The sequence below is a fragment of the Streptomyces sp. NPDC043876 genome, assembly GCF_056435825.1.
Genome location: NZ_JBWKDV010000001.1, coordinates 1,005,766 through 1,026,119, shown reverse-complemented (window position 1 = coordinate 1,026,119; position 20,354 = coordinate 1,005,766). Strand labels below are relative to the sequence as shown.

Genomic DNA, 20,354 nt, shown 5'->3' with positions numbered 1-20,354 from the left:
GGCGCGGTCAGTAGGAGGTGCCGAAGCCGTCGGCCGCGCCGTCGGTGGCGGTCCCGTTGCCGCCGTCGGCGCTTCCGGCGCCGCCGGGGCCGCCCTTGCGCAGGGAGTCCAGGTCGGCCTTGACGGTGTTGCCGGGGATGGCGAAGCCGAGGCCGACGCTGCCCGCGCCGGAGCTGTCACTGGACGGCGAGTAGATCGCGGAGGGCATGCCGACGATCTCGCCGTTCATGTTGACGAGCGCGCCGCCGGAGTTGCCGGGGTTGAGCGAGGCGTCGGTCTGGATGGCCTTGTACGAGGTGGTGTTCTGGCCGGTGGTGCCGTTGAACTGGCGGCCGCCGTAGGAGAACGGCCAGCTGCCGCCGCCGCCCTGCCCGCGCTGGCCCTGCGGGGCCTGCTGCTCCGACTTGGGCACGTTGACCTCGCGGTTCAGCGCCGAGACGATGCCGCTGGTGACGGTGCCGGTGAGCCGGTCGGGGGAGCCGATCGCGACGACCTGGTCGCCGACCCGGACGGCGTCGGAGTTGGCGAACCGGGCGGGCTTGAGGCCGCTCGCGCCGTTCAGCTTGATCAGCGCGAGGTCCTTGTCGGGGTCGGTGCCGAGGACCTTCGCCCGGTACTTCTTGCCGTCGCTCATCGTCACCTGGACCTCGGTGGCGCCGCTGACGACGTGGTTGTTGGTGACGATCTCGCCGTCGGCGGTGACGACGACGCCGGAGCCGGTGCCCTGGCCCGCCGCGGTCGTCGTGTCGATCCGCACGACCGAGGGGCTGACCTGCTCGGCGACGCCCGCGACGGTGCCGATGGTGGACTGCGAGACGGGGGAGCCGTTGACGGCGCTCTGCGCGCCGTCGCGGTGGCTCAGGTACTGCTGGATCCCGGCGGAGGTGCCGCCGCCGACGAGCGCCGCCACCAGGGCGACCGCGGTGAGCAGGGCGAAGGGGCGGCGGGGACGGGCGTGGCCGGCGGCCGCGGGGCCCGCGGCGTGCGCGTGCCCGGGGAGCGGGGGCTGCGGCTCGTGCGCCTCGAACCAGCCGGGCGCGGGGGCAGCGTACGGGGCTCCGGGGGCGGCCGGGGGGTGGACGGGCGGCGGCGGGTACGCGCCGGCGTCCCGGGCGCCGTGCGCCGGTCGGTCGTGACCCTGCTGCCGGGACTCGCCGAAGGGCGCGTCCTGGTGGGGGCCGTTCTCCTGCGGGTCGCCTTCGCGGCGGAAGCTGTCGGTCATGGAGACGACTCTGCGCCGGGATCATGAGAGCTTCCTGAGTCTCCGCTGAGAAGCCCGACAGAACCGTGTATGCCCGATATAAGGCCGACGGCCGTACGGCGCCGGGAGGGGGTGCGCCGGGGTCAGCGGCAGCCGCAGGAGCGGCGGATGACCAGGGCCGAGGGGAACTGCTTCAGCCGCTCCCGCCGGGACCCCGCGACGCGCAAGGCGTCGTCCAGGACCAGGTCCACCGCGGCCCGGGCCATCGCCGGGCGGTCCGAGGCGACCGTGGTCAGCGGCGGGTCCGTCAGCCCGGCTTCCTTCACGTCGTCGAAGCCGGCCACGGCCAGCTCCCCGGGCACGTCGATCCGCAGCTCGCGCGCGGCCCGCAGCACCCCGATGGCCTGGTCGTCGGTGGCGCAGAAGATCGCCGGAGGGCGCTGCGGCCCGGCCAGGATCTCCAGCGCGACCCGGTAGGCGTCGTAGCGGTTGTACGGGGCCTGGAACAGCCGGCCCTCGGTCGGTCGCCCGGATTCCCGCATGGCCCGCCGCCAGCCCTCGACGTGGTCCGCGACCGGGTCGCCGACCTCGGGGGTGTTCTCGACGCCGCCGAGGCAGGCGACGTACGCGTGGCCGTGCTCCAGCAGGTGCCGCGTGGCGAGCTGGGCGCCGCCGATGTCGTCGGTGACGACGGCGACGTCGTCGATCGCCTCGGGGCGCTCGTGCAGCAGCACCACCCGCGCGTCCCAGGCCTCGATCTCGGCGGCGGCGCGCTCGCTGGGCCCCTGGCTGACCAGGATCAGCCCGGAGACCCGCATGCCGAGGAACGCGCGCAGGTAGTGCACCTCGCGCTCGTCCCGGTAGTCGGAGTTGCCGACCAGGACCATCTTTCCGCGCTCGGCCGCGGCCTGTTCGACCGCGTGCGCCATCTCCGCGAAGAACGGCTGCCGGGCATCGGGGACGATCATGCCTATGAGGTCGGTCCGCCGGGACGCCATGGCCTGTGCGACCCGGTCCGGGCGGTAGCCCAGCTCCTTGATGGCGGCGAGGACACGCTCGCGCGTGGCCGGGGCGACCGGCCGGGGTCCGTTGTTGATGACGTAGCTCACGACCGCGGTAGACGTTCCCGCAAGTCGTGCCACATCGTCCCGCGTCACCTTGGCCACGCGGGGGAGTCTACGCGGGGTGACCTAGCCGTGGGCAGGGCGGCCGGGGGTCCGGGTGTGCGGACCGGTGTCGGCCATCCGGGGGACCTCCCGCTCGGTCGCGGCGGCCACGGCGGCGGCCGCCTGGGCGAGGGCCTTCTGCCGGGCCTCCTCGGCGGCCCGCTCGTTGGCCCGCTCGACCTTCTCCGGGGTCACGAAGCGGTAGCCGACGTTGCGGACGGTGCCGATCAGCGACTCGTGCTCGGGGCCGAGCTTGGCCCGCAGGCGCCGTACGTGGACGTCGACCGTCCGGGTGCCGCCGAAGTAGTCGTAGCCCCAGACCTCCTGGAGCAGCTGGGCGCGGGTGAAGACCCGGCCGGGATGCTGCGCGAGGTACTTGAGCAGCTCGAACTCCTTGAAGGTGAGGTCCAGCACCCGGCCCTTGAGCTTGGCGGAGTACGTCGCCTCGTCGACCGACAGGTCGCCGTTGCGGATCTCCATCGGCGAGTCGTCCGAGCCGAGCTGCTGGCGGCCCGTGGCGAGGCGCAGCCGCGCCTCGACCTCGGCCGGACCGGCGGTGTCGAGGAGGACGTCGTCGATGCCCCAGTCGGCGGTGACGGCCGCGAGGCCGCCCTCGGTGACGACGAGGATCAGCGGACAGCCCGGGCCGGTGGAGCGCAGGAGCTGGCAGAGCGAGCGGACCTGGGGCAGGTCGCGGCGCCCGTCGACGAGGATGACGTCGGCGCCCGGGGTGTCCACGAGGGCGGGGCCCTCCGCGGGCGCCACCCGGACGCTGTGCAGCAGCAGGCCGAGGGCGGGCAGCACCTCGGTGGACGGCTGGAGGGCGTTGGTCAGCAGCAGCAGTGAACTCATCGCCGCCACCCCCCTGCCGGGGTCTGGCGGTGTCGCCGGTGGTGCACGGTTCGCTGGGCCATCACGTCGGTTCCTCCTCGGTCCCGTCGAGGACATGCGGCACTGCTTCGTACGTCGTACTGCCGGCGGCCCGGTCCCCGCGCCCTGAGGACCGCGTGCCGCCACTGTTCCCGCTGTGTTCTCGTGCTGTGTTCGCGCGCTGTTCAACGTGCTGAAAGCACAAAAGGACCCGGGGGCTACGTTGCCCGGATCCTCTGCGATGCCACCATAGCCCACCCGTCCGTCCGGGGCAGCGGCTTCGGCATGCCCGGATCCTGTGGTCCCCGCCACCCTCCGCCGCTGGTTGCGCCGGGTTTCACCGGATCGGTGGACCCCCGCGGGGCCGCCCGGGCGCATCCGGGGCGCGCGGGGGCACGCCGGGGTTGCGGGCGGGAGGGGCCATCATGGAGCCCGACGGTACGGAGCCGACGATAGGAGCTGCAGTGGCAACCGGAACCATCCGCTACTGGGCCGCGGCCAAGTCCGCGGCCAAGACGGCGGAGGAGGCGTACTCGGCGCGGACCCTGGCCGAGGCGCTCGACGCCGTGCGGGAACGCCACCCCGGGGAGCTGGCCCGGGTGCTGCAGCGCTGCTCCTTCCTGGTGGACGAGCGGCCCGTGGGCCTGCGCCCGCACGAGTCCGTCGAGCTGACCGAAGGCGGCACCGTAGAGGTGCTGCCGCCGTTCGCGGGCGGGTGATCCGATGACCACGCCCACGCCCGAGGAGCAGCGGCCCGAGCAGCCGCAGGATCCCTTCGCGGATCCGTACGGAACCCAGACCTGGCAGTCCGAGACCTGGGACACGAGTTACATGCCGGTGCAGCCGAACGCCGCCGCGCCGCGGCCGCCCGAGCAGCCGGAATGGGCGCAGCCGCCCGCGCCGCAGCAGCAGGCCTACCCGCAGCCCGCCGCGGAGCCGGTGGCTCCGGAGGGCTGGTTCCGGGACGAGGCCCCGCAGCCGCAGCAGCACCAGCCTCCGCAGCATGCCCATCAGCCGCAGCAGCCTCCGCAGCCGCAGCGCCGGGGCCAGCACCGGGCGCCCGACCCCGCGCCCGCGCCCTCCCCGGACTGGTCGGGGGGCGCCGCCCAGGGCGGTGTGCCGTGGCCGGACGGTTCCGGGGCGGGCGCCGCCGCCGAGACGGCGTACCTCCCGCCGTACGGGGAGGAGCCGGTGGCGTCCGCGGCGGAGACGGCGTACCTGCCGCCGTACCGCGAGGAGCCGGTGGCTTCCGCCGCGGAGACCGCGTACCTCCCGCCGTACCGGGAAGAGGACCACCCGGTCCAGCGGCCGCAGCGGCAGAGCCACCGGGCCCCGGGCCCGGCCCAGTCGGCCGACCAGGCGGCCCACCCCGCGCAGCAGCCCCCGCACCAGGTCCGGCCCCAGGGCCAGCACCGCGCGCCCGACCCGGCCCCCGACTGGTCGCAGGGCGCGCAGGGCATGCAGGGCCACCAGGAGCCCGGCGCGGGCGCCTCCTGGCCCGGCGGGGCCGGGCCGGCCGCCGCCGAGGGCGCGGCGGAGCGGACCGCCTACCTCCCGCCCTTCCCCGGGGACGCGGACGCCGGGGCGGCCGCCACGGGCGCGGAGCCCCCCGCGCCGACCGGGTCCGCCGCGTACTCCCCGCCCACCCTCGGCGGCAGCACCCGCGTCGTGGACCCCGCCCAGGCCCGCGCCGAGGGGCGCTCGCCGATCATCGATCCGGGTCCGCAGGCGGCCGTGCTGACCGCCGCGCTCGGGCTGCTGCTGGCCGGGGCCGCCGCCGTCGGCCGCTTCGGGCTGGTGGTCCCGCTCGTCGCGCTCCAGGCGCTCACCGCCGCGGGCTGGTTCCGGCTGAACGGCATGTGGCCCGCCCGCCAGGGCATCGCCCTGGCCTTCGCCGGAGCGCTGGCGGCGGACGCCGCCGTCCTCGCGCTGGGGCGCCCGGACGGGCCGGGCGCGATCATCGGGACGCTGGGCGCGTGGGTGCTGCTGACCCTCGTGCTCCAGCTGCGCAGCCACGCCGACCCGGACGAGCGGATGTACGGGCTGATGGCCTCGGTGGCCTCGGCCGCCCTCGCGATCGTCTGCGCCGGGTACCTGGCCGCCGATCCGGCGGCCGTCAGCGTGGGCGCGGCCGCGGTCGCGGTGGCCGTCTTCGCGCGGGCCCTGCCGCTGCCCACCACGCCCTCCGTGGTGGTCTCGCTGGTTGCCGCGGCCGGCGCCGGCATCGCGGTCGGCGGGCTGACCGCGATCGGCGCCGGAGGCGCCCTGCTGGGCCTGGCCGCCGGGGCGTGCGCGCTGGTCGGGCTGCGGGTGGCGGCGTACGACTACCCGTCGAAGTTCGTCCACATGACGGCCGGTGTCGCGCTGCCGCTGGCCGCCGCGGCGCCCGCGGTCTACCTGATCGGGCGGGTGGTCGGCTGAGCCCGGCCGGACCCGGCCGTGGTCAACTAGAACGCACGTACCGATTAGTAGGGGGAGTGGGAGCGTGCGTTTCCTGCGGACGATTGTGATCATCGCGGTGGTGCTGGGCGGGCTCCTCGCGGGCGCCGACCGGCTGGCGGTCGGCTACGCCGAGGACGAGCTGGCCGCCAAGGTGCAGGCGGGCCGCGGCCTGGCCGGGGAGACGGACGTGGACATCCACGGCTTCCCGTTCCTGACCCAGGCGCTGGACTACCGCCTGGAGCAGGTGGACGTGAAGCTGCGCGGGGTCTCGGCCCCGGGCCCCGACGGCCGCAAGGTCCGGATATCCGAACTGGCCGCGCGCTTCCACGACGTGAAGCTGAACAGCGGTTACACCGGCGGCAAGGCGGCGCGCGCCGACGGCTCCGCGCTGATCACCTACGCGGACCTGACCGAGGCCTCGCAGAACGGGGTCACCGTCGCCTACGGCGGGGCCCCGGGCAAGGTGAAGGTGACCGCCTCCGTCGAGGTGCTGGGCCGGACCCTCACGCGCAGCGTGGTCTCCACGATCAGCCTGGTGGACGGCACGACGGTGCGGGTGCACGCCGACGAGGTGCCCGGCGAGGGCATCCCCGGCGTGGAGTCCCTGGTCCGCAAGCGGACCGACTTCGACCGCCGGCTGGACAGCGGTCTGCCGGCCGGGCTGAAGCTCTCCGCGCTGACCTCCGACGCGAGCGGCGTGCACCTCACGGTGGACGGCTCGGACGTGGTGCTGGCCGGATCGTGAGACGGGAAGGTCCGGTCCGCGGCGGATCGGGCCTTCCGCGCTGCTCCGAAGGGGTCCCGGGGCCCTCCAGGAGGGGGTGCGCAGGATTCGTATCCCACTATGCGGACGATCCTGTCTCGACATATGACACGCCGGTGACAGGGCGGCCGATTCGTCCCTACGATCCATGGCTATGAAGCATCAGCAGGCGGACCTCACGAAGCGACGGGCAGTTGACCTGTGTCGCGTCGCCGCCATGCTCTGTCGCCCTTTCTGAGCGACCCGCTCCCCTCCGGCCGGACGACGGCCCTCCCGGCGTGACCGCACCTGCCTCCCGTTCCCCCGCCTCCCCGCGCGGGACGTCCGAGCGCACCCGGACCCGCGCCGAAGCGCCACCGCACCGGCCGACGCAGCGCCACCGCACCCCGCAGCACCCGCACCGCCCCGCCGCACACTGCCCGGAGGAGAACACCATGAGCCGCAGCGACGTCCTCGTAGACGCCGACTGGGTCGAGGCCCACCTGAACGACGCGAACGTCGTCGTCGTCGAGGTGGACGAGGACACGTCCGCCTACGACAAGAACCACATCACGAACGCCGTCCGCATCGACTGGCAGCGCGACCTCCAGGACCCGGTGCGCCGCGACTTCGTGGACCAGGAGGGCTTCGAGAAGCTCCTCTCGGCCAAGGGCATCGCCAACGGCGACACGGTCGTCCTCTACGGCGGCAACAACAACTGGTTCGCTTCCTACGCCTACTGGTACTTCAAGCTCTACGGCCACGAGGACGTCCGCCTGCTCGACGGCGGCCGCAAGAAGTGGGAGCTGGACTCCCGCGACCTGGTCGACGGCTCCGAGGTCCCGCAGCGCCCGGCCACCCAGTACAAGGCCAAGCCGCAGGACTCCTCGATCCGCGCCTTCCGCGACGACGTCGTGGCGGCGATCGGCTCGAAGAACCTGGTCGACGTGCGCTCGCCCGACGAGTTCAGCGGCAAGCTGCTCGCCCCGGCGCACCTCCCGCAGGAGCAGTCGCAGCGCCCCGGCCACGTACCGAGCGCCCGCAACATCCCGTGGTCGAAGAACGCCAACGACGACGGCACCTTCAAGTCGGACGAGGAGCTGACGGCCCTCTACCAGGCCGAGCAGGTCGACCTGGCGAAGGACACCATCGCGTACTGCCGCATCGGTGAGCGCTCCGCTCTCACCTGGTTCGTGCTGCACGAGCTGCTGGGCCAGGAGAACGTCAAGAACTACGACGGCTCGTGGACCGAGTACGGCTCGCTGGTCGGCGTGCCGATCGAGCTGGGCGCCAACAAGTAATCCCGTACGGCCGCAGCACGGACGCGCGTACGACCTCTCTAGGACAGGACAGAGAACATGTGTGGAGCACAGATCGGCGGGCCCTCCCTCGACACGCTCAAGCCGGGCGAGACGGCCATCCAGGGCCAGATCACCCAGGGCGGCGAGCCGGTGTCCGGCTACGTCCGCCTGCTGGACTCGACCGGTGAGTTCACCGCCGAGGTGCCGACCTCGGCGACCGGCCAGTTCCGCTTCTACGCCGCCGAAGGCACCTGGACCCTGCGGGCGCTGGTCCCGGGCGCCAAGGCGGACCGCACGGTCGTCGTCGCCGAGACCGGTGGCGTGACGGACGTGGCCATCGCGGTCTGAGCACCGCGTACCGCATGACCGGCCGGAGGGCCGCACCCCAGGGGGTTGGACGCCACTGGAACGGGGTGCGGCCCTCCGTGCCGTCCGGAGCACTGGGCGGCCCCCGGATCCGGTCCTATCCTTGGGGCATGTACGCCCGGCGCCGGCGCGGCTACTTCCTCCTCATGGGCGGATGCCTGTTCCTGTTCGTGTCCGCCTGGTCGTGGGTGCGCCTGTTCTCGGTGCCCGCGGCCGTGGCGCTGTGCGTGGTGGCCATGCTGATCCCGCCGGTCGCGGCGATGACGGCGAACCGGCGCGGCCCGGACGACCGCTGGTGGGACGACCCCTCGGGCGACCCGAAGTCCGACGAGTGGTGGGACGAGCTGGACGGCAAGCGGCGGCCCCGCGACGAGCCCTGAGGGGCCGGGCCGCCGGGGAGGCGGCGAGGGGTTCCCCGCTACCGAACCGTAATAACGGTGCGTACAACTCCACCCCTGAGATACAAGTCCTCCCTGTGCACAGGTAACGCAACCTGTGGCGAAGTCCTGTGGGGGGACCCTCTTTTGAAAGACGAACAGACCATCCCCGAGCTGAGGAAAGAGGGCGAGAACGCCCCGGATCCGGACAGCTCGCAATTTCCGGCCGCAAACGCCCCGGCCGCTACGCTCGGTGATGCGCGTCCGCGCCGCCGCCGCGGCCGCACGACGCTCCTGATCGCGGTCGCCGCGGTGCTCGGTTCGGGGTCCGGCCTGGCCGCTGGGTACGGCGTCCAGTACCAGCGCCCGGCCACGCCGCTGGCCCCGCTGGCGCAGCAGAAGCTGGTCACGCCCAAGCCGATCGCGGCGGACGGGTCGACCACCTTCCGCTCGGTCAACGCGAACCGCTGGGACAAGAGCGACGACGACCTGACCAAGATGCTGCTGGAGGCGCCCAAGGGCGCGGAGCAGGTGTCCCGGAGCTACGAGTCCGTCGGCGACTGGTCGGCAGAGTGGTTCGACAACCCCGCGCGCGGTTTCCGCTCGGTCGCCTCGACCGACGTCCGGCGGATCGCGGTGTCCCACTGGTACGCGGGGGACCGGGTCACGGTGGTGATCACCCTGCTGCAGTTCCGCGACCGCCTCGGCGCGGAGACGTACACGAGGGAGCAGTCCGGCTACATGCCGGGCGACAAGGGCGCCGGGAACCTGGGCGTGCCGCTGCCGGACGGGCCCAGGGGCTTCGGCCACGCGTGGGTGTACTCCACGCCGCACCAGAAGCCCGGGTACATGCCGGTCCACGAGGCCCGGGCGATCGCCCGCGTCGGCAACATCGCCATGTACATGGAGTACCTCGACAACACGGGGACGGTGTCCGAGAAGGACATCGTGGACCTGGCCGAGCGACAGGTGGAGCAGCTGTGACCGAGCCGCAGACCCCGGCCCCGGGCACGGCCCTCTCCGGGATCACCCTGGACGAGCCGACGGGCGCGACGGGGCCGGACGCCCCGTCCGAGCTCCTCGCCACCGCCCGTCCGCCGCGCGCGGTCAACCGCAGGGCGGCGGCCGCCGTCGGCGCAGCGCTGGCCCTCGCGGCCGCCGCCGGCTTCGGCGTGTGGGCGAACGGCTGGATCGCCGACGCCGACCGCACCGCCCCCACCGTGTACTGGCAGGCGAAGGACCCGGCTCCGGCCGCGGCCTCGCCCACCCCGCCCGCCGTCTCGCTCGGCGAGCTCGGCGACCGGCTGATCCCGGTGCCGGAGCACTACCGGCCGGGCCCGGACCAGGGCGAGCACGGCAACTACTTCACCGTGCCGGGCGCCAAGGCCGCCGGGCAGATGAAGGAGAACAACCGCAGCCTGCCCGCCGACCGGCGCGCGGAGAGCGACAGGATGGTCGACCAGCTCAAGCTCAAGGGGCTGGCGGGCCGCACCTTCCGCGACGACAGCGGCGACGAGATCGTCGAGATCGCGATCACGCAGGCGGACCCGCAGGCGGTCAAGACCTTCGGCGAGTTCACCAAGAAGCTGATGGAGATCATCGGCGACGGCCGGCAGGCGCCCAAGGTCGACGGGTACCCCGAGGCCAAGTGCGCGCTGCGGTCCGTGGGCGAAGGGGGGACCGACGAGGACGGCGAGAAGAAGGAACCCCTGGAGTCGGTGCTGTGCGCGGCCTCCCAGGGCGACTTCCTGATCACCTTCCACGCCTACGGCACCAAGCCGTTCGACATCGACGCGCAGGTCAAGCTGTTCCGCACGCAGCTCGACCGCGTGAAGTCCCCGGGGGAGTCCGCGTGACCGACCAGAGCGCCACCGCCACCGAGCCCGGGACCGCACCTGCTAACCCGTTCGCCGCGCCGGACCTCACCGGGATCCCGGTCCCCCCGGCCGCCCCGAAGGACCACCGCGCGCTCTTCGCCGCCCTGCGCTGGACGGCGGCCGCGCTGGTCTTCGCCGTCGCCGCCGCGGGGACGGCGTACGCGGTGATCACGCCCGAGCGGACCCGGATCCCGGGCCTGGCCACCGAGAACGACGGCCGCTGGACGTACCCCGTGATCGCCAAGCCGGTGCTGCCGGTGGGCGCCGCGCTGCCCTTCGCCCCGGACAACGAGGAGGGCATCCACTACGCGGCGCTGAGCCAGCTCCTGCTGCCCGCCCCGCAGGGCTCCCGGCCCGACGAGAGCCTGAAGGCGGACAAGGACGGCATGGTCACCCGGGACCGCTTCCTCCAGGAGTACTCCGAGAAGTTCCGGGACCGCCTGCGCCGGGGCATGGACGAGGACGCCGGGCTGCGCCAGATCGCGGGCCGCGGCTGGAGCACCCCCGACGGCACCGCCACCCGCGTCTACCTGCTGCGCTTCCACTCGTCCGGCTTCGCGGGCGAGTTCGAGGGCTGCAAGTCCGGGATGGCGCTGAGCGGCGCGGACTCCTTCGACCTCGACTCCGCGTGGGACAAGGCGCAGACCGGCCAGGCCACGGCGGGCCGGATGGCGCACACCGCCGTCACCACCTACGCCGAGGAGAAGCCGTACGGCCCCGAGCAGACCAAGGTCGGCTGCATCCAGGCCGGTGACCTGGTGGGCATGGTCGTCCAGACGCACCGGGACGCCGTCGCCGACGTCCCCCTGCACCAGGCGGTGATCCTCCAGGACCAGCTCCTGGAGTAGCGGGCGGGGCCGGGCCGCGGCCCTACGGCCTACCTCACACGGTGCGCCGGGGTCCGGGCCAGTAGGCTTGGGCCCCGGCCCGTATCGCCCACCGAAACCCCATCGAACCTTCCGAGGAGCACCCCGTGCTTGAGGCAGTCTTCACCTCCCTGCTGATCCTGGTCTGCGTCGGCGTCCTCGCCTTCAGCGGCCTGGCCGTGAAGAAGCTGTACCAGGGCCAGCGCTGATCTCCTGATCGGCCTGTCCTCCGGAACCCCTCCTCCCACAGATCGCCTGAGCAGCCATTCATGATCCAGATCCCGTCCGACCTGAACCCGGACCTCCTGCCCCTCGCCTTCCTCCTCGGCACCTGGGAGGGCGCGGGCGTCTTCGACTACCCCGGTGAAGAGAAGTGCAACTTCGGCCAGGAGGTCGTCTTCGGCCACGACGGCCGGGACTTCCTGGAGTACTCCTCGCACACGTGGGTCCTCGACGCCGACGGCAAGAAGGTCCGCCCGCTGGAGTCCGAGAAGGGCTACTGGCGCATCGACAAGCAGCGCAAGGTCGAGGTCGTCATGGTCCGCGACCAGGGCGTCGTGGAGATCTGGTACGGCGACCTGGCCGACCAGAAGCCCCAGATCGACCTGATCACCGACGCGGTCGCGCGCACCGCGGGCTCCCGCCCGCACAGCGGCGGCAAGCGGCTCTACGGCTACGTCAAGGGCGACCTGATGTGGGTCGGGGAGAAGACGACCCCCGAGGTCGCGCTCCGCCCGTACATGTCGGCCCAGCTCAAGAAGGTCGTCACGCCCGAGGAGGTCGCCGAGATGGCGCGCAACCTCCCGGACATGCCGGACGACGGCATCGCCTTCTTCCGCTGAGCCGCGGCGGGCCACGACGGCTCCGGCGGCCACGCACGGTGAAAGGGGATCGCGGACCCTCCGCGATCCCCTTCCGCACGCCTACACTGGGCCCGTGGTGAGCACCGACTGGAAGAGTGACCTGCGGCAGCGCGGATACCGCCTGACCCCGCAGCGCCAGCTCGTGCTGGAAGCGGTGGACGTCCTCGAACACGCCACCCCCGACGAGCTGCTCGTACACGTCCGCAAGACCGCCTCCGGGGTCAACATCTCCACCGTCTACCGGACCCTGGAGCTGCTGGAGGAGCTGGGCCTGGTCTCGCACGCCCACCTCGGGCACGGCGCGCCGACGTACCACCTCGCCGACCGGCACCACCACATCCACCTGGTGTGCCGGGACTGCACCGAGGTCATCGAGGCGGACGTGGACGTGGCGGCCGACTTCACGGCCAAGCTGCGCGCCGACTTCGGCTTCGACACCGACATGAAGCACTTCGCGATCTTCGGGCGCTGCCGCGACTGCACCGCCAAGGCGGCGTCGGCACAGCCGTAGGCGCAGTCGTAGGCTGGGGTCCATGACCAGCCCTTTGCTCAATCTTCCCGGTGCGGTGGCGGCAGAAGGCCGTGACGAAGGCGTAGCAGCCCACTACGGAGAGCTGTACGGCGAACAGCGCGCCCTCGCCGACGGCCGCGGCTTCGTGGACCTCTCGCACCGCGGTGTGCTCACCGTCACCGGTCCCGAACGGCTGTCCTGGCTGCACCTGCTGCTCACCCAGCACCTGACCGAACTGCCGCCCGGCCAGGCGACCGAGGCGCTGATCCTCTCCGCGAACGGGCACATCGAGCACGCCCTCTACCTGGTCGACGACGGCGAGACGGTCTGGGCGCACGTCGAACCCGGCACCCGGGAGGCGCTGCTCGGCTACCTGGAGTCGATGAAGTTCTTCTACCGCGTCGACATCGCCGACCGCACCGGCGACATCGCCGTGGTCCACCTCCCGGCCGGCTCGACCGCCGAGCTGCCGAAGGAGTACGCCGTACGGGAGACCGCCCACGGCCGGGACGTCTTCCTGCCGCGCGAGGCCCTGGAGGCCTTCGCCGCGGAGCACGGCCCGGCCGCCGGGCTGGACGCCTACGAGGCGCTGCGCGTCGAGGCCCACCGGCCGCGGCTCGGCGCCGAGACCGACCACCGCACCATCCCGCACGAGCTGGGCTGGATCGGCTCCGCCGTGCACCTGCAGAAGGGCTGCTACCGCGGTCAGGAGACGGTCGCCCGCGTCCACAACCTGGGGAAGCCGCCGCGCCGCCTGGTCTTCCTGCACCTGGACGGCTCGGACGTGCTGCTGCCGCCGCACGGGACGCCCGTACGGCTGGCCGCCGACGGCGCGGAGGGCCGCCAGCTCGGCTTCGTCACCACCGCGGTCCGCCACCACGAGCTGGGGCCGATCGCCCTCGCCCTGGTGAAGCGGAACGTTCCGGTGGACGCGCAGCTGCTGGCGGGCACGATCGCGGCCGCGCAGGAGGTCGTCGTCGCGCCGTGACCGGCGGCCCTGCGGGGCCCGGTCGGCTCGCCCGCCGGGTCCCGGTCCGCCGGCCCGCCGGGCTCAGATGTCGATGACGACGGTGAACGGGCCGTGGTTGGTGAGCGAGACGCGCATGTCCGCCCCGAACCGGCCCGTCGCCACCGTCGCGCCCAGCGCCCGCAGCTGCGCGACGACCTCGTCCACCAGCGGCTCGGCGACCGGCCCGGGAGCGGCCGCATTCCAGGTGGGGCGGCGCCCCTTGCGCGCGTCGCCGTAGAGCGTGAACTGGGAGACCACCAGCAGCGGCGCGTTCACGTCGCTGCACGACTTCTCCGCTTCCAGGATCCGCACGGACCACAGCTTGCGCGCCAGCAGCGCCGCCTTCTCCGGAGTGTCGTCGTGGGTCACCCCCACCAGCACGCACAGTCCCTCGCCGACGATCTCGCCGACCGTCTCGCCCGCCACGACGACGCTCGCGCCGTCCACCCTCTGCACCACTGCTCGCATACGACCTGTGTACCAGGCGTGCACCCGTCCGGGGCCGATCGGGTGGAGGAGGACTGCATCCGCACCACGGAGAGTGGCACGATGCTCGCAGGCGGTGCTGCCATGCACCGGTCGAGGGGACGGACATGAACGCATGAACACTTCTGGCACCGGCACCGGCACCACCGGCTTGGGCACCGAGGTCCCGTCGGCGTCCACGGCCGCAGCGGCGCGGCCGCCCGCACAGCGCACGGGCACCGCCGACGCCGAGCCGTCCACCGGCTCGCTCGGCCTGCCCGAACTGCGCGCCCTGCGCCGCGACGCGCAGCGCGACGAGGCCGACCTGAGCTACGTCCGCAGGATCCTGCAGGGCCGCATCGACATCCTGCGCGCCGAACTGGCCCGCCGCACCGACCCCGAGTCGCCCGTCGTCGACCGGCTCTCCGAAATCCTCGCCGACGCCCCGTCCCGCCGCAGCGCCTCCGCGCGCCACGTCACGCTCGGCACCCCGCACAGCGAGGAGTACCGGCTGCTGGCGGCGGAGATGCTGGCCGACGTGGAACTCTCGGACCTGGGGGCCCGTACGGACGCCGAACTGCACGAGGGCATGGCCAAGTTGATCGGCTACGAGCAGCAGGTCTCGCGCCGCCGGCAGCAGTTGCAGCGCACCGCGGACGACTGCACCGCCGAGATCACCCGGCGCTACCGCGAGGGCGAGGCGCAAGTGGACGACCTGCTCGTCTGAAGCGACGGGCCGGAGCACCGGGCCGGAGCACCTGGCCCGCGGAAAATCAGGCGACCCGGTGGCGGGGGCGCGGTTAGCGTGGCCGGTCATGAGTACTGACGTCCGGACCATCGCCGAATCCGAACTGCCCGAGTGGCTCAACGCCGTGGCGACCGGCTTCCTGACCGCTTCGGCGGCCACCGAGTCGGACATCGTCCAGCGCGCCAAGTACACCGATCTCGCCCGCACCCAGGGCGCCTTCGACGCGGACACCGGCCGCTGCGTCGGCACCTTCCGCTCGTTCGCCCAGGAACTGACCGTGCCGGGCGGCGCCCAACTGCCCGTCAGCGCGGTCTCCAACGTCACCGTCTCGCCCACGCACCGCCGCCGCGGCCTCCTCAGCCGGATGATGCGCGCCGACCTGAGCGCCGCCAAGGAGCGCGGCGACGTCCTGTCGACGCTGATCGCCGCCGAGTACCCGATCTACGGCCGGTACGGCTACGGGCCCGCCGCGGCCGTCTCGGCATGGGAGATAGACGTCCCGCGCACCGGACTGGACCCCCGCTGGTCGGCGCCCGCCGACGGCGGCCGGATCGACCTGGTGGACGCCGCCGAGGTGCGCCGGGTGGGCCCCGCCCTGCACGAGCGGCTGCGGGCCGCCACGCACGGCGCGGTCAACCGCACCGAACGCTGGTGGAACCTGGCCACCGGCCTGGAGGAGATCTCCGTCAATCCCTACACGCCCCGCTTCTTCGCCGTGTACCGCTCGGCGGCCGGAGAGGTGGAGGGCCTGGTCTCCTACGGCGCCGACGACCACTGGACGGACGCGAAGGTCCCGCTCAACACCGTCTCGGTCAAGGACCTCATCGCGGTCACCGTGGCGGCGCAGCGGGCGCTGTGGCACTACCTGTGCTCCATCGACTGGGTGATGAAGGTCCGTACGGGCCTGCGCGCCCCCGACGACCTCGCCCCGCTGCTGCTCCCGGACCCGCGCGCCGCCCGGACGCTGACCAGCGCCGACTACCTGTGGGTGCGGCTGCTGGACGTGGCGGCCGCGCTCGGCGCGCGGACGTACGCCGTGCCCGCGACCCTCGTCCTGGAGGTGACCGACCCGGACGGGCTCGCCGGGGGCCGCTTCCGGCTGGACACGGCGGCCGGGGCGGGCCCGGCGCGGTGCGCGCCGACCGGGGAGCCCGCGGACCTGCGCCTGGACGTGGCGCGGCTCGGCTCCCTCTACCTCGGCGACGAGTCCGCGGTGCGGCTCGCCGCCCTGGGCGGGATCGAGGAACTGCGGCCGGGCGCGCTGGCGCTGGCGGACGCGGTCCTGCGCACCGCGCGGCGCCCGTGGTGCCCGGACGTCTTCTGAACCGGTGGGCCCGCCGGTCACACCGGCGGCCGCGCGTGCGTCAGGGTGGGGACGAAGGGAGCACGGGATGAACGGGGACGACGGCGTGAGCGGGGACGGGAACGACGGCGCGGGCGGGGGCGACGGCGGGAGCGCCCGCGGGAGCGAGGGCCTCGCGGCGCGGTTCGAGGAGCAGCGGCCGCACCTGCGGGCCGTCGCCTACCGGATGCTCGGCTCCCTCGCGGAGGCCGAGGACGCGGTGCAGGAGGCCTGGATCCGGCTCGACCGCTCCGACACGAGCGGGGTCGCCAACCTGGGCGGCTGGCTCACCACGGTCGTCGCCCGCGTCTGCCTGGACCAGCTGCGGTCCCGCAAGACCCGCCGCGAGGAGTCCCTGGAGGACCGGATCCACGTACCGGACCCGATCCTGAGCCGCCCCGAGGGGCTCGACCCGGAGCAGGAGGTGCTGCTCGCGGACTCGGTCGGGCTGGCGCTGCTCGTCGTACTGGAGCAGCTCGCACCCGCCGAGCGGCTGTCGTTCGTCCTGCACGACATGTTCGGGGTCCCCTTCGACGCGATCGCCCCGCTGGTGGACCGCACCCCGGCCGCCGCCCGGCAGCTCGCCAGCCGGGCCCGGCGCCGGGTCCAGGGCGGTGCGCCCGCCCCCGATCCGGACCTGGGGCGCCAGCGGGAGGTCGTCGGGGCCTTCCTCGCGGCCTCGCGCGGCGGCAGCTTCGAGGACCTGATCGCGGTCCTGGACCCGGAGGTCGTGCTCCGCGTTGACCTCGGGGCGGTGGCGGGCGGGCTGGTGCGCGGCGCGGAGGCGGTCGCCCGGCAGGCGCTCATGTTCCGGCGGATGTCGCCCTTCGCCCGGCCCGCGCTGGTCAACGGCGTGCCCGGCGTGGTCTCGATGCCCGACGGCAAGCCGGCCTCGGTCATGGCCTTCACGGTCCGCGGCGGCCGCATCGTCGCGATCGACGTCATGGCGGACCCGGACCGCCTCGCACACCTCGATGTCACCGTCCTGGAGGACTGAGCCCTTGTCTGCGACGCCCCGGTCCACGCCCGAGCCCGCCCCCGCCCCCGCCCCCGCTCCGGCGGCGGTGGACGCCCTCGTCGCCACCCTGCGCACGGCGGGCTGCGTCTTCGCCGAGGAGGAGGCGGAGCTGCTGCTGGCCGCCGCAGCGGAGGGCGCCGGTGGCGGCCTGGCCGCGATGGTGGAGCGCCGGGTCGCCGGGCATCCGCTGGAACACGTGGTGGGGTGGGCCGAGTTCTGCGGGCTGCGGATGGCGGTGGGGGCGGGGGTCTTCGTCCCGCGCCGCCGCAGCGAGTTCCTGGTGCGCGAGGCCGCGGCCGGGGCGCGGGCGGGCGCGGTGGTGCTGGACCTGTGCTGCGGGGTGGGCGCGGTCGGCGCGGCCGTGGCCGAGGAGCTGGGCGCGCGCGGGGGCGGCGGCGCTCCGGTGGAGCTGCACGCCGCCGACATCGATCCGGTGGCCGTCTCGTACGCCGCGCGCAACGTGGCGCCGTACGGCGGCCGGGTCCACCTGGGCGACCTGTACGGCCCGCTGCCCGCCCGGCTGCTGGGCCGGGTCGACGTCCTGGTCGCGAACGCGCCGTACGTTCCCACCGGCGAGATCGCGCTGCTGCCGCCGGAGGCCCGCGAGCACGAGCCGCTGACCACCCTGGACGGCGGCGCGGACGGCGTCGCCGTGCAGCGCCGGGTCGCGGCGGGGGCCCTGCCGTGGCTCGCGCCGGGCGGGCGCCTGCTGATCGAGACGAGCGGGCGCCAGGCGCAGTGGACCGCCGGGGCACTGACGACGGCCGGGTTCGGGGAGGTCGCCGTGGTGTCCTCGGAGGAGCTCGACGCGACCGTGGTCACCGGTACGGCCGCGTCGTAGGCGCCGCGGCGGATCCCGCCGGTCAGGGGGCGGGGCGGCGGCTCCCCCGGGCGAGGGCGGCGGCGAGGGCGAGGGCCACGGCGACCAGGGCCGCGGCGACACCGAAGGTGACCCGCGTGCCGGTGGCCACGGCGCCCGGCGCCGCGGTGGTGAGATCGGGCGCGGCCACGGCGAGCGCGAACACCGCGCCCAGGACGGAGGCGCCCGTGATCAGACCGAGGTTGCGCGACAGGGTGAGCAGGCCCGATACGACTCCCCGCCGGTCCGGCGGCAGGGCGGCCATGACGGCGGTGTTGTTGGCCGTCTGGAAGAGCGCGTAGCCGGTGGTGACGACGACGAGCGGGACGGCGTAACCGGCGGCGCCGAGCGCCCTCGGCGCCGCCGCCAGGGCGCAGCAGCCCGCCGCCATCGCGGCCAGACCCGCCACGATCGCCCGCGGGGCGCCGTACCGGTCCACGATCCGCCCGGCCGGTACGCCGGTCAGGGCGGCCACCAGCGGACCGGCCGCCAGGACCAGCCCGGCCGCGGCGGCCGGCAGCCCGAGGGCCCGGGACAGGTGGAACGGGCCGACCACCAGCGTCGCCATCATCACCGTCGCGACCAGCGCGCTCATGGCCAGGCTCGCGCCCAGCGCCCGGTCGCGGAAGAGCGCGAGCCGGACCAGCGGCGCGGGCGCCCGGGCCTCGGCGCGGACGAAGAGGGCGGCGCCGAGGGCGGCGAGCGCGAGCAGCCCCAGGTTCAGCGGGCCGAACCGGCCGCGCCCGAGGGTCATCGCGAGCGCGTACGCCGCGAGGGTCAGGGCGAGCAGCAGCGTGCCCGCGTGGTCGAAGCGGGGGCGGACGGCGGTTGTCCCGCGGGGGTCGGCGGGCAGGTGGCGGCGGGCCAGGAGGAAGGCGGCGACGCCCAGCGGCAGGTTGACCAGGAAGAGCGCCCGCCAGCCCGGCCCGGCGATCAGCACACCGCCGAGCGGGGGCCCGAGCGCGGTGCCCACGGCGGACATGGTGCCGAGCAGGCCCATGGCGCTGCCGGTGCGCTCCTTCGGCACCGCCGCGCCGACGAACGCCATGGTCAGCGCCATCATGACGGCCGCGCCGAGGCCCTGCGCCGCGCGGGCCGCGATCAGCACCCGCAGGGCGGGCGCGAGGCCGCACAGCACCGATGACCCGGTGAAGAGAAGGATCCCGGCGAGCAGCAGCCGCCGGCGGCCCACGAGGTCGCCGAGCCGTCCGGCGCCGACGACCAGGGTCGTGATGGCGAGCAGGTAGGCGAGGACGATCCACTGGACCTGCTGGAACGGGGCGTCGAACGCCCGGGCCAGGGTCGGCAGGCCGACGTTGGCGATGCTGGTGCCGAGCGAGGACAGCAGCATGGACAGGGACAGTCCGGCGAGCAGCCACCGGACCGGGGGCGTGCGGGTCGTACCTGGTGGGGCGGCCGGGGCGGGCCCCGTCCGGGACGTCTTCACCATGAACTCCGTTCTGCGCTGCGGTGCCGCCTCCGGCGAGGGGGCGGGTGTGCCCGGAGCGTGCGCCCGGGGACGCGCGGCGCCAACCTTTGTTGCCGGTTCCGGGACGAGGAGGTGGAATGCGCGCATGAGCAACCCGCATGACGCGCAGTCGGACCCCGGGGAAGCCGGGCCGGGAGGGCATGACCGGGGGCGCGGCGCCGCGCCCTCGCGGCACCGGGCGGTCCTCGACGGGGTCGGCCCGCGGCTGAGGCGGCTGCGCGCCGGCCGCGGCCTGACCCTGGCGGCGCTCTCCGGGACCACCGGCATCTCCAAGAGCACGCTGTCCCGGCTGGAGTCCGGGCAGCGCCGCCCCAGCCTGGAACTGCTGCTGCCGCTCGCGGAGGCGTACCGGGTGCCGCTGGACGACCTGGTCGGCGCCCCGGAGGTGGGGGACCCGCGGGTCCGGCTGACCCCGCGCAGTCTGCCGCACGGGGGCACGTCGGTCGCCCTGTCCCGCGGCCCCGGCCCCCTCCAGGCGTTCAAGATGGTCATCGCCGACCGGGGCGCCGAACCGGACCCGCGCACGCACGAGGGCTACGAGTGGCTGTACGTCCTGGAGGGCCGGCTGCGCCTGGTCCTCGCCGACCACGACCTGGTCCTCGGGCCGGGCGAGGTGGCCGAGTTCGACACGCGCCTGCCCCACTGGTTCACCAGCGCCGACGGCCGCCCGGTCGAACTCCTCAGCCTCTTCGGGCGGCAGGGGGAGCGCATGCACGTCCGCGCGAAGCCCCGCCAGGATCCGGGGCCGCCCGCCGGCGCCGCCGGGGGTTAGCCCCACCACGAGTCGGCGGGTAGCCGGGTCGTCCGGGCAGCGGGGCCCGGACATGCTGGGGTCTTCGGCC

23 protein-coding genes are annotated in these 20,354 nt (G+C 74.3%); 18 read left to right on the top strand and 5 right to left on the bottom strand.

Going from position 1 to position 20,354, the window contains the following annotated elements:
* Positions 1 to 7: 7 nt before the first annotated feature.
* The 3 genes from AC0693_RS05010 to AC0693_RS05000 all read right to left on the bottom strand — a co-directional run bounded on the left by AC0693_RS05010 (position 8) and on the right by AC0693_RS05000 (position 3,219).
* Complete coding sequence (locus tag AC0693_RS05010; protein WP_478800972.1) at positions 8 to 1,222, bottom strand: S1C family serine protease; 1,215 nt, start codon at positions 1,220 to 1,222, stop codon at positions 8 to 10.
* A gap of 122 nt (positions 1,223 to 1,344) precedes the next feature.
* Positions 1,345 to 2,367 carry a LacI family DNA-binding transcriptional regulator gene (locus tag AC0693_RS05005; protein WP_356413296.1) on the bottom strand — a complete coding sequence of 341 codons (1,023 nt, stop codon included), beginning with the start codon at positions 2,365 to 2,367 and terminating at the stop codon, positions 1,345 to 1,347.
* A 24-nt stretch (positions 2,368 to 2,391) separates the two neighbouring features.
* The gene (locus AC0693_RS05000; protein WP_356413294.1) at positions 2,392 to 3,219 is read right to left on the bottom strand and encodes a response regulator transcription factor; all 828 of its coding nucleotides are present in this window, start codon (positions 3,217 to 3,219) and stop codon (positions 2,392 to 2,394) included.
* 482 nt (positions 3,220 to 3,701) lie between these two features.
* Here AC0693_RS05000 and AC0693_RS04995 point away from each other — a divergent pair, with 482 nt between their 5' ends.
* From AC0693_RS04995 to ygfZ, 13 genes are all read left to right on the top strand, one after another.
* Positions 3,702 to 3,956 (top strand): MoaD/ThiS family protein, encoded by a 255-nt coding sequence (locus AC0693_RS04995; RefSeq protein ID WP_356413292.1) that lies wholly within the window; start codon positions 3,702 to 3,704, stop codon positions 3,954 to 3,956.
* A gap of 4 nt (positions 3,957 to 3,960) precedes the next feature.
* Entirely contained in the window at positions 3,961 to 5,658 is a 1,698-nt protein-coding gene (locus AC0693_RS04990) for a hypothetical protein (RefSeq protein ID WP_478800971.1), read from the top strand.
* A gap of 64 nt (positions 5,659 to 5,722) precedes the next feature.
* Positions 5,723 to 6,424 (top strand): LmeA family phospholipid-binding protein, encoded by a 702-nt coding sequence (locus tag AC0693_RS04985; protein ID WP_356413288.1) that lies wholly within the window; start codon positions 5,723 to 5,725, stop codon positions 6,422 to 6,424.
* 166 nt (positions 6,425 to 6,590) lie between these two features.
* Positions 6,591 to 6,680 (top strand): Ms5788A family Cys-rich leader peptide, encoded by a 90-nt coding sequence (locus AC0693_RS04980; RefSeq protein WP_356413286.1) that lies wholly within the window; start codon positions 6,591 to 6,593, stop codon positions 6,678 to 6,680.
* Between the two features lie 196 nt (positions 6,681 to 6,876).
* Positions 6,877 to 7,722, top strand: coding sequence for a sulfurtransferase (locus AC0693_RS04975; RefSeq protein ID WP_356413284.1), 846 nt, complete (start codon positions 6,877 to 6,879; stop codon positions 7,720 to 7,722).
* 57 nt (positions 7,723 to 7,779) lie between these two features.
* Complete coding sequence (locus tag AC0693_RS04970) at positions 7,780 to 8,070, top strand: DUF1416 domain-containing protein (RefSeq protein WP_330331710.1); 291 nt, start codon at positions 7,780 to 7,782, stop codon at positions 8,068 to 8,070.
* 128 nt (positions 8,071 to 8,198) lie between these two features.
* Complete coding sequence (locus tag AC0693_RS04965) at positions 8,199 to 8,468, top strand: DUF3099 domain-containing protein (protein WP_356413282.1); 270 nt, start codon at positions 8,199 to 8,201, stop codon at positions 8,466 to 8,468.
* Between the two features lie 144 nt (positions 8,469 to 8,612).
* Entirely contained in the window at positions 8,613 to 9,449 is an 837-nt protein-coding gene (locus AC0693_RS04960) for a hypothetical protein (protein ID WP_478800970.1), read from the top strand.
* A complete protein-coding gene (locus tag AC0693_RS04955; RefSeq protein ID WP_478800969.1) occupies positions 9,446 to 10,321 on the top strand; it encodes a hypothetical protein in 876 nt (291 codons plus the stop codon). Before AC0693_RS04960 ends, AC0693_RS04955 begins: the two co-directional genes overlap by 4 nt.
* Complete coding sequence (locus AC0693_RS04950; protein WP_478800968.1) at positions 10,318 to 11,190, top strand: hypothetical protein; 873 nt, start codon at positions 10,318 to 10,320, stop codon at positions 11,188 to 11,190. The genes AC0693_RS04955 and AC0693_RS04950 overlap by 4 nt, the downstream gene beginning before the upstream one ends.
* 287 nt (positions 11,191 to 11,477) lie before the next feature.
* On the top strand, positions 11,478 to 12,050 hold the full coding sequence (locus AC0693_RS04945; RefSeq protein ID WP_469318039.1) for a heme-binding beta-barrel domain-containing protein: 573 nt from the start codon (positions 11,478 to 11,480) through the stop codon (positions 12,048 to 12,050).
* A 94-nt stretch (positions 12,051 to 12,144) separates the two neighbouring features.
* Positions 12,145 to 12,582: a Fur family transcriptional regulator gene (locus tag AC0693_RS04940; RefSeq protein ID WP_356413274.1), complete on the top strand. Its 438-nt coding sequence runs from the start codon at positions 12,145 to 12,147 to the stop codon at positions 12,580 to 12,582.
* 22 nt (positions 12,583 to 12,604) lie between these two features.
* Positions 12,605 to 13,570, top strand: coding sequence for a CAF17-like 4Fe-4S cluster assembly/insertion protein YgfZ (gene ygfZ / locus AC0693_RS04935; RefSeq protein WP_478800967.1), 966 nt, complete (start codon positions 12,605 to 12,607; stop codon positions 13,568 to 13,570).
* Between the two features lie 63 nt (positions 13,571 to 13,633).
* On the opposite strand, the gene dtd is transcribed toward ygfZ, so the two are convergent.
* Positions 13,634 to 14,059 (bottom strand): D-aminoacyl-tRNA deacylase, encoded by a 426-nt coding sequence (gene dtd / locus AC0693_RS04930; RefSeq protein ID WP_356413270.1) that lies wholly within the window; start codon positions 14,057 to 14,059, stop codon positions 13,634 to 13,636.
* A 133-nt stretch (positions 14,060 to 14,192) separates the two neighbouring features.
* Here dtd and AC0693_RS04925 point away from each other — a divergent pair, with 133 nt between their 5' ends.
* The 4 genes from AC0693_RS04925 (at position 14,193) to AC0693_RS04910 (ending at position 18,005) form a co-directional block, all read left to right on the top strand.
* A complete protein-coding gene (locus tag AC0693_RS04925; RefSeq protein ID WP_478800966.1) occupies positions 14,193 to 14,783 on the top strand; it encodes an RsiG family protein in 591 nt (196 codons plus the stop codon).
* Between the two features lie 88 nt (positions 14,784 to 14,871).
* Positions 14,872 to 16,128, top strand: coding sequence for a GNAT family N-acetyltransferase (locus tag AC0693_RS04920; protein WP_469332696.1), 1,257 nt, complete (start codon positions 14,872 to 14,874; stop codon positions 16,126 to 16,128).
* A gap of 67 nt (positions 16,129 to 16,195) precedes the next feature.
* Positions 16,196 to 17,143, top strand: coding sequence for a sigma-70 family RNA polymerase sigma factor (locus tag AC0693_RS04915; protein ID WP_469318035.1), 948 nt, complete (start codon positions 16,196 to 16,198; stop codon positions 17,141 to 17,143).
* A complete protein-coding gene (locus tag AC0693_RS04910; protein WP_478800965.1) occupies positions 17,121 to 18,005 on the top strand; it encodes a putative protein N(5)-glutamine methyltransferase in 885 nt (294 codons plus the stop codon). Before AC0693_RS04915 ends, AC0693_RS04910 begins: the two co-directional genes overlap by 23 nt.
* A 22-nt stretch (positions 18,006 to 18,027) precedes the next feature.
* Here the strand turns inward: AC0693_RS04910 and AC0693_RS04905 are convergent, their stop codons facing one another.
* Positions 18,028 to 19,473 carry an MFS transporter gene (locus AC0693_RS04905; RefSeq protein ID WP_478800964.1) on the bottom strand — a complete coding sequence of 482 codons (1,446 nt, stop codon included), beginning with the start codon at positions 19,471 to 19,473 and terminating at the stop codon, positions 18,028 to 18,030.
* A gap of 124 nt (positions 19,474 to 19,597) precedes the next feature.
* Between AC0693_RS04905 and AC0693_RS04900 the strand changes: the two genes are divergently transcribed.
* Positions 19,598 to 20,284, top strand: a complete 687-nt coding sequence (locus tag AC0693_RS04900; RefSeq protein WP_478740498.1) for a helix-turn-helix domain-containing protein — start codon at positions 19,598 to 19,600, stop codon at positions 20,282 to 20,284.
* The last annotated feature ends 70 nt before the right edge of the window (positions 20,285 to 20,354 follow it).